The sequence below is a fragment of the Intestinibacter sp. genome, from assembly GCF_022780145.1.
Taxonomy (GTDB): Bacteria; Bacillota; Clostridia; order Peptostreptococcales; family Peptostreptococcaceae; genus Intestinibacter.
In genome coordinates, this window is the sequence record NZ_JALEXO010000125.1 from 1 (window position 1) to 11,870 (window position 11,870).

Below are 11,870 nucleotides of genomic sequence, written 5' to 3' on the forward strand. Positions count from 1 at the left end.
ATTAATTACATTTTCACCTAGTAAGGAATATCAATCTGTTATTGTATCCACTCCTGACATAAAGGACGGTTCTACATATAAGGTTTATGTTGGAGGTAAGTACGAGGGAGATAACGAAAATGGAATCTATTCAAAAGGAACATACAGCGATGGAAAAGAAGTAGGAAGTGTGAAAATTTCATCTTCAATTAATCAGTTAGTACAAGAAGGAGCATCATCAAGTGGAAATATGGGTCCAGGAGGAGCTGGTAAAGGCGGTGGAATGAATCCTGGTGACAAAGGTGGAAATCCAAGAGATATGGGTAAAAATTTTTAATACACAAAATATACGCAAAAAATTTGATAATTAGATAGTTTGAGGTTTTTTATATAGATAATTTTTTAGATGGCATAGGCTTATTAAATCAGCGTATGCCTTATTTTAAATACATAAAAAACAGCTTCTTCTGATGATTTGATTTTATCATAGGAAGCTGTTTTCTATTTTATATTTATGGATTTTTTCTTATAGTCGCTATTTTTTAAGTATACTATACGAAAAGTTTTGATTCGGAAACTGAAGAAGTAAGGCTTATATTTAAATTGCCATTTTTGCATCTCAGTTCATCTATTAATTTTTTTGAACTTACATTTTGCTTTAATTTTATTAGATATGTAATCTCAAATAATGCTCCGAAATCTCTAGTTCTAACTCTTTCAACAGTATATGAGTTTGTGTATTCATTTAATATACTATCGAAAACACCCTCAAAATTAAGATCCTCTGGAACAACGATTTTTAATTGCATAGTTTTTTCTTTATTTAATCCAAAATTAATTTTTTCTAAAACTAGCATTAGTAAGCAAAGGACAAATGTAAATAATATAGAGTATCCTATATATCCCATACCGCAGGCAAGTCCTACAGCTAGTGTAAAGAATATATATGCAATATCTTTTGGATCTCTAGGGGCACTTCTAAAACGAATTATCGAAAATGCTCCAGCTAGACTAAATGCTCTAGCTACATTGTTACCTACTAATAAGATGATTATAGCTATAATCACAGGCAACATTATTAATGTTATTGAGAAGTTTGAGCCGAACCTATCTTTATTGTTTGTTTTCATATAAGATAAGCTTATAATCAAACCTAATACAATTGAAGTGACAAGTACAATAATTGCATTTATAAATGTAAATGATTCTCCTGATGTTGTTGTTATAATACTTTCTAGCATGATTGTTCTCTCCTTTGATTATTAAGTTGTTTTTCCCTTGTGTAATTTATAAATTCTGTACCGTATTTTGAAAAATGAGTACTGTAGATTTTAAGCTCTGATAATATATGTGCAAACCATAGAGGAATAGAGCCGAGTATTTTTACTTCCATTAAATATTGATTTTTCTCTAAGATGTCTTTTCCAAAATATCCTGCGTCTAGAGATAAGTTATCTCTTCTCGTTAGAATTTTAGAGTCAATAGTCAGCCTAAAATCTCTATTATTTTTAGCAAAAAAAGCCTTTCTAGAATATCCAATAAAAACTGCTGGATGGACGTCATGGTAACTTAAATAGTATTCTATTTCATTTAGAACTTGATTATTTATGTAATCATTTGTACAAGGTCTAATTCCTTTTTCTAAAAAATCAATGGCTTGTTCAAAAGTAAGGACTATTCTTCTTTTGTTTACAATTCCATTTATTTTTTTCTTTAATTCTAAAAATACAATATCTTCTGGATTTGATGTGATTTTATAGCTTCTGAGACGTAATTTTTCTTTATAATATGGTTTTGAAATTGAATGTCTTATTACATCATTATTATCGTTATCGTAGTAAATACTATAGATATTATAATTTTGATTGTTTTTACAATGCTCATCAAATTCCATATAGTTTAAGATTTTAGGAATTAATAAATCGTATTGTTCTTGCGTTATAAGGTATTTTTTTTCATAATGCTTAAAAGATTTGATTGCCATATTTTTCACTCCTATTAAATTTATGTTAATAATATATGAAATCAACCTTAAATTTACCTTAATGTAAAAGAGTTTATTTAAAATTATTGGACAATATAATTTTAATATCGTATTTTTAATAAAAATAAGCTATATTATTTGAAGTAAGTGATATAATAATAGTTTAGTAGATTTAAATAGAAATTAATTTATAAAGACATAGAGGATAGATAATAATAGGAGGAAAGAATGCAGGATTTAATAAACGCTATCGATAAAATAGTAGAAGGTGGAGCCTTTAAAATTGTTATAAGTAATAAAAAAAATAAAGATGAAAAATACAATAAAATAAATATGAATATTAAGGAGAGTAAGGATAAAGAATACTATCAAATCGAAAAATACACAGACAAACAGGTTTTTCATGAAAATATAGAAACTTGTTTAATAAAGGATAAGCTAATAGAGTATATGAGTACAAGTTATAAACAGTTATCTGCATGGAGTGAAGATTCTACATTTGATTTAAAAATATCTAAAAAAGGAAAAGTATTTTTAGGAAAGAAAAAAGCTGATAATTCAAATTTAATAAATAAAGATCACAACAAAAAGAAAAACTATATTTTAGAAGAAGGTATGATTATAGAGCCATTAATAGATTTAGGTGTTTTTACTAAAGAAGGAAAGGTAGTAAAATCTAAATACGATAAGTACAAGCAAATAAATAGATTTGTAGAGATAATAGATGATGAAATAAAGAAAAATAATTACAAGGAGCTTACTATACTTGATTTTGGATGTGGTAAATCTTATTTGACGTTTATACTTTATTATTATTTCGTTGAAATAAAAAAAATAAATGTTAAAATGATAGGTCTTGACTTAAAAGAAGACGTAATAGAAAAATGCAACGAAGTAGCTAAACGTTATAAATACGATAATTTACATTTTGAGTTAGGCGATATAAATGGGTATAAATATAACAATAAAGTAGATATGGTAATTACATTACATGCTTGCGATACAGCTACAGATTACGCACTATATAATGCTATAAAATGGAATACTAAGATGATATTTTCAGTTCCTTGCTGTCAACATGAATTGAATCATCAAATGAAACCTGAAAATTTAGATATACTATCTAAATATGTAATAATCCAAGAGAGAGTAGCAGCACTTATGACAGATGCAATTAGAGGAAAATTATTAGAGGCTGTAGGATATAAGACACAGCTTTTAGAGTTTATAGATATAGCTCACTCACCAAAAAATATTTTAATAAGAGCTAGTAAGTCAAATGTTTCAGAACGAAAAAGAGAAAAAGCTTTAAACGAGGTAAATAAATTATTAGAAGAATTTAATTTTAGTCCAACTCTATATAATTTATTGAAAGATGACAAGCTTATATAAAGATTTTATTATACAAAAATTTAAAATTTAAATGTTATAATAAATAATTAAAGATAATTTCAACTAAATGAGTTTAATTAAATAGCTTGTTTGGAGGGGGGGAAAAAGATGAAATATTTAAAGGTAATGTTTAATAGACTTTTTATATTTGGTCTAATGATACTAGTACAAGTTGTATATATGCTACTTATTATAAGTAAGTTTGGCCATTATTCACAATTATTGAGTGTGATATGTACAGTACTTAGTATATTAGTGGTCCTATTTATAGTTAATAAAGAGGATAATCCAGCTTATAAAATTGCATGGATAATTCCAATTTTGTTATTCCCTATTTTTGGTGGATTGCTTTATCTATTTTTAGGGAATAAAAAACCTGGTAAAAAAATGAGAGTTAAATTAGAAAAAGAATATAGTAGACAGTTAAAACATGTCGATCAAGACCAAAGAGTAATAGAAGAAATAGAATCTCAAGATATGAGAGTAGCAGGACAAGTAAAATATTTATCAAATTATATGAATTTTCCTATATATAAAAATACACAAGCAGTCTACTACAGAAGTGGAGAGGATAACTTCAAGGATTTAGTCAGAGAATTAAAGGCTGCAAAACACTATATTTTTATGGAATATTTTATAATAGCTGAAGGAGAGATGTGGGATACTATACTAGATATATTAGAGCAAAAGGCAAAAGAAGGTCTAGATGTCAGATTGATATACGATGATGTGGGTTGCATATCTCTACTACCTTATAAGTACGATAGGATATTAGAAGCTAGAGGTATAAAATGTATGGCATTCAATCCATTTATTCCATTTGTTTCATTAGTTATGAACAACAGAGACCATAGGAAGATTACAGTAATAGATGGACATACAGGATTTACTGGCGGCATAAACCTAGCCGATGAATATATAAATAAAAAAGAAAGATTTGGATATTGGAAAGATACAGGTATAATGCTAAAGGGTGAAGCTGTATGGAATTTAACTACGATGTTTTTACATATGTGGAACTCTTTTAGATATACTGATGAAGATTACAGTAAATATAAGCCACATATTCATATGGAGGAACTTGTGGTAAATGATGGATATATTCAACCATATGGAGATTTACCATTAGACGAAGAAATTGTAGGAGAAAATGTATATTTAAATATTATAAATAATGCAAAGAGATATGTGTATATATTTACTCCTTACCTTATAATCGATAATGAAATGATGACAGCACTTTGTTTAGCATCTAAGAGAGGTATAGATGTAAAAATCGTAACTCCGGGAATACCTGACAAAAAAACAATATTTAAGCTTACTAGATCGTATTACAATCAATTAATAGAAAATGGAGTTGAGATATACGAATATACACCAGGATTTATACATGCCAAGGTTGTCGTCAGTGATGATGAAGTCGCTACTGTTGGTACAATTAACTTTGACTACAGAAGCTTATATCTTCATTTTGAATGTGGAGTATTTATGTATAAGACAAAATGTATACAAGATATAAAGAGAGATGCTATAGAAACTATTTCTAAAAGTAAAAAAATAGAAAAAGATTTCTTCAAAGATAATAAGTTTGGTGTTTTATTCAAGGCTGTTTTAAGATTATTTGCGCCACTTATGTAGATATATGAAAAATTAAAATTTGCAAGAATAGGAGATTGAAGTAAATTGAAAATTACTGTGAATGACTGTTTAAAGTTACCTATTTTGTCTAAAGCTACAGTAGTAGCAGGTGAAGGTGGTTTAAATAGAATTGTATCTGGAATTTCAGTCCTTGAAACTAGTAATATAATATTTGATGAATACAGTTATAAAAGTTTAGGTGGAGAATTAGTAGTCACTGGATTTATAACTTGTTATGACGATATAAATGGTATATTGAGATGTGTAGAATCTTTTTCTAAAAGTGATGATGCAGGCTTGATAGTATTTTATTTGGGAATATATTTAAAAGAAATTCCGAAAAAAGTAATAGAACTTGCTGATAGATTAGATTTTCCAATAATAGTTATGCCTCCAAATAGGGATGATATACCGTATTCATATGTGATTTATGAGGTTATGCAGCTGATATTTGAAAATAAACTCAAATCTAACGCATGGCAAAAGGATAACTATGAAATAGATGCGGAATTTGTAAAGGCTATTTTAGACGAAGACAAGATTTCGCTACATAGGTTGTCATTTTATATAAATAACAAGGTAGAAGATTTGAGGTATATGAAGTATATACACTTTAAACAAGATATTGCGGATGATTACGAATTAAAAAAAGAAGTTTTAAATAATATTAGAAGTTATTATTATAATAGGAGTATAAAAGCTTATGCTGCTGTTTATGAAGATGATATAGTTGTATTGATAACTAATAAACACAACATACAACAAGAAGATGTAAGTCATTTAATTGATAATTTAGGAAATCTCAGTTTAAAATTAGATATTGCATATTTAGATGGACTTGACTCATTAGAGAGTATAATAAGTGCTTACAAGCTTTGTAAATATACTATAAAATCTGTACCATTGATTTTTAAAATAAAAAAATATTATCTGAGACATGACTTGCTGTTTACAGAGCAATGTTTAAATTTAATAAAAGATGGAGAAAGTGATATACAATATTATTTGTCAATTTTAAACAAAGTTGAAGAATGTGATACTAGTTTATACAAAACTCTAGAATTATATGCAATAGATTATAATATGAACGTAGTAAAAACATCAGAAAGCTTATTTTTACACAGGAATTCTGTTCAATATAGGTTAAACAAAATAAAAGAGTTAATTGGAAATGATAAGTTTGAGTTTCCAGCGATTAATCAGCTTATGATTGCTATGGCAATAAAAAGAATCAGAATGAACGATAAATAATTGAGATTGCACAAGTTTGAGACTGTTATAGTCTATCTTGTGCAATTTTTATATTGTTTGAATTTTAAATCGAAACAAAAAAATATACTAAATTTTGTTAATATTAACAAAATTATATTTTCTTCACTTTGATATAATTAATTTCATCAATAAGAAATGTGGAGGAAAATACAATGGAAAAGTCAAACAATAAAAATTATGCATTGGAACCAGTGCCAGATGATATGAAACGTGGTTGGGTTTCTATGTTCTGTGTTTTGGTAGCAATAGGAGTAGATTTATCTTCAGTTATATTAGGTGCAGAGCTTGCGAATAGTATGCCGATAGATCAAGCAATATTGTCAGTAGTTGTTGGGTCATTCTGCTCAGCAGTACTTTATACAATATGCTCTTTAGTTGGATCATCAACTAGTTTATCTACATCAATGATCACTAAGAAGGTATTTGGAGAATTAGGCTCTAAGATATTCTCAGTTGTAATAGGCATATCTTTACTTGGATGGTTTGGTGTTCAAGTCGGATTTTTTTCACAAAATTCAGAAATACTTTTAAGTCATTTTAATATTATGATAGATCCTAAGATTATAAGTTTAGTAGGTGGACTTTTGATGATGAGTACAGTTATCTATGGATATAAATCTATGGAAAAATTAAGTGTATATTCAGTTCCATTTTTATTAATTCTTATGTTTTTCACAATTTATTTAGCATTTTCAAAAAATGGAATGCCAGCTATAGACCATGACATGAAGGCAACTATGACATTTGCACAAGGTGTATCATTATCTGTAAGTATAATTATAGTAGGTGCTATAATTTCTCCAGATATAAGCCGTTGGGCAATCGATGCAAAAAACTGTGCATTATCTAGTTTCTGGGGAATTTTATTTGGAAACAGTTTTATGATAATAGTTTCTATAATATTAGTAAAATGTATGGGCACTTCAGAAATAATGAATATATTTATAACACTTGGAATAGCAATTCCTGGAATGATAATCTTAACTTTAGCACAATGGACAACTAATACAAGTAATATTTACTCATCTTCATTGAGTATAGCTACTGTACTTGAAAAAGTTCCACAAAATGTACTTACAATCGTATTAGGTATAATAGCAACATTATTAGCTGTATTTGGTATATATGAAAGATTTACTGATTTCTTAAACTTATTGGGAATAATCATAGCGCCTGTTGGTGGTGTTTATACAGCAGAATATTATATTATAAAAAAAGAATTCAAGGAATTTACAGAAAACAGAGTTATTACTACTAAACCAGTAGTAATAAGATCAATAATAGCTTGGGTAATAGGTATAGCAGTTACTGCTTTGTCAACTTATGGATTTATGCATTTAACATCAATAGCTTCATTAGATGGATTCTTAGTTGGATTTGTGGCACAAGTTATTCTAGGAAAAATATTAAAATAAAAATTATAGGAGTAAAAAATGAGATATTTAACAGAAGAAAGTATAGATAAAATAGCTGTAGGAGCAGCTGTCTTAGGAACTGGTGGAGGTGGAGATCCTTATATCGGAAAGCTAGTTGCAAAGCAAGCCATCAAAAAATATGGACCAGTAAAATTAATTTCTGTAGACGAATTAAAAGAAGATGACTTAGTAGTACCAGTTTCTGGTATGGGAGCGCCTACAATTACAATAGAAAAATTATTATCAGAAATAGAGTTGACAGCACCTCTTGAAAAAATGGAGGAATTAGTGGGCAAAAAGGTAGATGTAATAATACCTATTGAAATCGGCGGGATAAATTCACTTATGCCGATAGCTGTTGCAGCTAAGAAAGGATTACCAATAGTAGATGCAGACTCTATGGGAAGGGCATTTCCAGAAGCTCAAATGGTTACTTTTTATCTAGCAGGATATGAAAGCTCACCAGTGACTATGGCCGATGAAAAAGGAAACACAGCAGTATTATATCCAAAGGATGGAATATGGGCTGAGAGAATGGCGAGATGTCTTACTATAGAAATGGGTGGAAGCTCTTCAGTTACAGATTATCATCTAACTGGAGAACAAGTAAGAAAGGCTTGCGTAAAAGATACTCTAACTATAGCTGAGAAAATAGGCGAAATTTTAATGGAAAACAAATCAAATGCAAAATTTGGTATTGATAAGATGCTAAAGGAGCTAAAAGGATATAGATTATTTGAAGGAAAAATAGTAGATATAAAAAGAGGATTAAGCGGTGGCTTTACAAGAGGGCATGCATTTTTTAAAGGAATAAATGATTATGAAGGAGACTACTCAATATTATTCCAAAATGAGCATTTGATAGCTAAAAAAGGCGATGAACCTCTATGTATAACTCCTGATTTAATAGCAGTATTAGATTTAGAAACTGGACTTCCTATTACTACAGAGAGAATGAAATACGGTTCACGTGTAGTTGTAGTAGCTTTTCCTTGTAATGAGCAATGGAGAACTGAAAAGGGAATAGAAACAGTAGGACCTAGATATTTTGGATATGATTTAGATTATATTCCAGTAGAAGAAATACAAGAGAAATTAGGAGGAAAATAAATGTATCGTGTTGGAATTGATGTAGGTGGAACTAATACGGATGCCTGTGTTTTAGATGAAAATTTAAATGTAATTCATTCAGTAAAAATGCCTACAACTGAAGATGTAGAAAGTGGTATTTTTAACGCCTTAGATAAAGTTATAAAAGAAAGTAAAATAGATTCAAAGCTTATAAAATACGCTATGCTTGGTACTACACATTGTACAAATGCAATTGTCGAAAGAAAAAGACTTAATAATGTAGCTATGATAAGAATAGCAAAACCTGCCACTGTAGCTATTGAGCCATTTATAGATTGGCCAGAGGATTTAAGAGAAAAGGTAGAGCTAGATTCGATTATAATTACTGGTGGATATGAATTTGATGGCAGATTAATAGCTGATTTATGCAAGGATGAAATCGTTGAATTTTGTAATAGAGTAAAAGATAAAGTTGAAAGTGTGGCTATAAGTGGAGTATTTTCACCAGTAAATAACAGCCAAGAAAAAACTGTAGCAGCTTGGGTTAGAGAGGTTTTAGGTGATGATATACCTATATCTCTATCAAATGAAATAGGTAATATAGGTATATTAGAGAGAGAAAATGCAGCCATATTAAATTCAGCTTTATCAACAGTAGGAAAAGATGTATCTTTAGGATTTAAAAATGCTTTGGAAGAATTGGGGATAAATTGCGATATTTATTTCAGTCAAAATGATGGAACGCTTATGAATTTAGAATATACTATGAAATACCCTATATTTACAATAGGCTGTGGAGTTACTAATTCAATAAGAGGAGCATCATTTTTATCTAAAGTAAAGGATGCTGTTGTAGTAGATGTTGGAGGAACTACTTGTGATTTAGGAATATTACAAAATGGATTTCCAAGAGAATCAGCTATATCTGTTCAAATCGGAGGAGTACATACAAATTTCAGAATGCCAGACATTATATCTATAGGGCTTGCAGGGGGGACTATAGTAAAGGGCGATGAAGATAATTTTGAAATAGGACCACAAAGTGTAGGATATAAAATAACTGAAGAAGCTATGGTATTCGGTGGAAATACACTGACTTTATCAGATGTTGCTGCAAAATTAGGAAATGCATTTGAAGATAGGGTGGACAAGGTTAAAGATTTAGATGAAAGCTACTGCCAAAAAATTCAAGCAAAAGTAAAAGAAACACTTGAAGATGCAATAGATCAAATGAAAACTAGTCAAGATGATGTGGATTTAGTTTTAACAGGTGGGGGTAGTATAATAGTTCCAGATGAATTACAAGGTATTGGAAAAATAATAAGACCACCTCATTATAATGCAGCAAATGCAATCGGAGCTGCTTTAGGACAAGTTAGTGGTGATATAGAAAAGGTATATAGCTTAGATCAAATTTCTAGAGAAGAGGCTATAAATAAGGTTAAACAAGAAGCTATAAATAAAGCGGTAAAAGCAGGTGCTAAAGAAGAAACAATAGAAGTTTTATTTATAGAAGATGTACCTCTTGCATATCTTCCTGGAAATGCTATTAGAATAAAAATAAAGGTTGTTGGAGATTTAATATAATATATAGGAAAAGGCGGACTTTTTAAGTTCGTCTTTTTGATATAGAATAAAAATTTCAAAAAAAGTAATATTAATGAAAATTTTTACCAAAAAAATGCTATTATTTTTGTATATAAGTTTTAAAACAAAATTGGAGGAGGATATCTTGATAAGAGAAGCAAATTTTAATGATGTAGATTCAATAATGGATATAATAAAGCAAATAATTGCTGAAATGAAGGAAAGTAAAAATACACAATGGGATGAAACTTATCCAAGAGCTGAAGATTTTAAAAAAGATATAGAAGAAGGATGCTTATATGTAGATGAGTTTAAAGGAGATTTAGTAGGATTTATTTGCGTAAATGATTCTGAGCCAGAAGAATATAAAGATATAGACTGGATAAGTGATGAAAAAGCTTTAGTTTTACACAGAATGGGTATAAATCCTAAGTATAGACGTCAAGGGAAGGCTAAAAATTTAATAAGATATGCTGAAAATTTAGCTATGAGAAATGGTATAATGTATTTAAAGACAGATACCAACTCTATGAATACAAAAATGCGTAGTTTATTTAAAACATGCGGATTTAGATTTGCAGGTGAGATGGATTTTCTAGGAAAGCCTGATCCATTTTACTGTTATGATTTAAAATTAAATGTGTAATATTTTAAAGGGGTGAGATTTATGAATGAAAAATTAGCTCAAATATTAAAAGAGGCTAGACATAATCCTGATTTAAAACAAAAGCTTATCGAAACAAAATCAGCAAAAGACCCTATGGCAGCATTTTGTGAGGTTGCTACAGAAGCTGGATATGAAATGACAGTAGGGGAATTATTTGAAATAGGTGAAGAATACGCATCAAATCTTCTAAAGAGTTGTAATGGTGGTGCAGTATACCCAATTGACGACTGGGGAGATTGGTACGAAGACTTTTTTGCAGCTTTGAAATAATTTTAGGGAGCTGTCGCAAAAGTAAATTTAAAAGGGAAGTGTATACAAAATAGATTTTACTCAGTTTTGCAACACTACCCTGTTTAGTAAGGGAGTTTTATACTTCCTTTTTTAATTAAAGTTGTTAGGTACTTAGCTTCTTCGTAAGCATAGCAATTAGGTTCTTCATCTGATTCGAATAGAATTACCATATTTAATGCTTCAGAAACATTTTTTGAGCATATTATTTTATATAAGCTTTCTATCTTTTCTTTGATTTCGTCTATAGGACAATCTAAAAGGTAAGGATCGCTTGATTTTAATTCTTCTGCCAAATCATCTTTATATTTTTGGTCTGAAAGATTTTCGAAGTTATTTAAAAAGCTTTCCATATAAAGGCCTACAAACCAAGAATTAGCTTTATCAAAATGTTCTTTAAGTTCTTCCCCTGATAATTGTATAAATTGCATAGCTGCCGTTACTGAAAACTTATAAAAATCTATAAAAAATTATAAAATTTTATGTTTCATTCCTTTTTCAACGTATCTGCTTTTACTATAAATAAATTTATAGCTACTTGCATTTGATATAATACTCCAAAGGCTTAAATTCCCGA

Annotated in this window: 11 protein-coding genes and 1 pseudogene; 9 read left to right on the plus strand and 3 right to left on the minus strand. The window is 29.1% G+C overall.

Annotated features, from left to right (window positions below):
• Positions 1-316 (plus strand): annotated as a pseudogene (locus MR593_RS04640) (carbohydrate-binding domain-containing protein); the annotation flags it as partial.
• A 214-nt stretch (positions 317-530) separates the two neighbouring features.
• Here the strand turns inward: MR593_RS04640 and MR593_RS04645 are convergent.
• Positions 531-1,220 carry a DUF4956 domain-containing protein gene (locus tag MR593_RS04645; protein ID WP_290690257.1) on the minus strand — a complete coding sequence of 230 codons (690 nt, stop codon included), beginning with the start codon at positions 1,218-1,220 and terminating at the stop codon, positions 531-533.
• Positions 1,214-1,963 (minus strand): polyphosphate polymerase domain-containing protein, encoded by a 750-nt coding sequence (locus MR593_RS04650; protein WP_290690260.1) that lies wholly within the window; start codon positions 1,961-1,963, stop codon positions 1,214-1,216. The genes MR593_RS04645 and MR593_RS04650 overlap by 7 nt, the downstream gene beginning before the upstream one ends.
• 228 nt (positions 1,964-2,191) lie before the next feature.
• Between MR593_RS04650 and MR593_RS04655 the strand changes: the two genes are divergently transcribed.
• The 8 genes from MR593_RS04655 (at position 2,192) to MR593_RS04690 (ending at position 11,275) form a co-directional block, all read left to right on the plus strand.
• The gene (locus MR593_RS04655) at positions 2,192-3,355 is read left to right on the plus strand and encodes a class I SAM-dependent methyltransferase (RefSeq protein WP_290690262.1); all 1,164 of its coding nucleotides are present in this window, start codon (positions 2,192-2,194) and stop codon (positions 3,353-3,355) included.
• A gap of 108 nt (positions 3,356-3,463) precedes the next feature.
• The gene (gene cls / locus MR593_RS04660) at positions 3,464-4,993 is read left to right on the plus strand and encodes a cardiolipin synthase (protein ID WP_290690263.1); all 1,530 of its coding nucleotides are present in this window, start codon (positions 3,464-3,466) and stop codon (positions 4,991-4,993) included.
• Positions 4,994-5,050: 57 nt separating this feature from the next.
• Positions 5,051-6,244, plus strand: coding sequence for a PucR family transcriptional regulator (locus MR593_RS04665; protein ID WP_290690265.1), 1,194 nt, complete (start codon positions 5,051-5,053; stop codon positions 6,242-6,244).
• A gap of 173 nt (positions 6,245-6,417) precedes the next feature.
• Positions 6,418-7,680, plus strand: coding sequence for a cytosine permease (locus MR593_RS04670; RefSeq protein WP_290690268.1), 1,263 nt, complete (start codon positions 6,418-6,420; stop codon positions 7,678-7,680).
• Positions 7,681-7,698: 18 nt separating this feature from the next.
• Positions 7,699-8,790 (plus strand): DUF917 domain-containing protein, encoded by a 1,092-nt coding sequence (locus MR593_RS04675; protein WP_290690270.1) that lies wholly within the window; start codon positions 7,699-7,701, stop codon positions 8,788-8,790.
• Positions 8,791-10,338 (plus strand): hydantoinase/oxoprolinase family protein, encoded by a 1,548-nt coding sequence (locus MR593_RS04680; RefSeq protein WP_290690271.1) that lies wholly within the window; start codon positions 8,791-8,793, stop codon positions 10,336-10,338.
• Positions 10,339-10,483: 145 nt separating this feature from the next.
• Positions 10,484-10,984, plus strand: a complete 501-nt coding sequence (locus MR593_RS04685) for a GNAT family N-acetyltransferase (RefSeq protein ID WP_290690273.1) — start codon at positions 10,484-10,486, stop codon at positions 10,982-10,984.
• 21 nt (positions 10,985-11,005) lie between these two features.
• A complete protein-coding gene (locus MR593_RS04690; protein ID WP_290690275.1) occupies positions 11,006-11,275 on the plus strand; it encodes a Nif11-like leader peptide family natural product precursor in 270 nt (89 codons plus the stop codon).
• Between the two features lie 83 nt (positions 11,276-11,358).
• Here MR593_RS04690 and MR593_RS04695 read toward each other — a convergent pair whose 3' ends face one another.
• A complete protein-coding gene (locus MR593_RS04695; RefSeq protein ID WP_290690278.1) occupies positions 11,359-11,724 on the minus strand; it encodes a hypothetical protein in 366 nt (121 codons plus the stop codon).
• Positions 11,725-11,870: the final 146 nt, after the last annotated feature.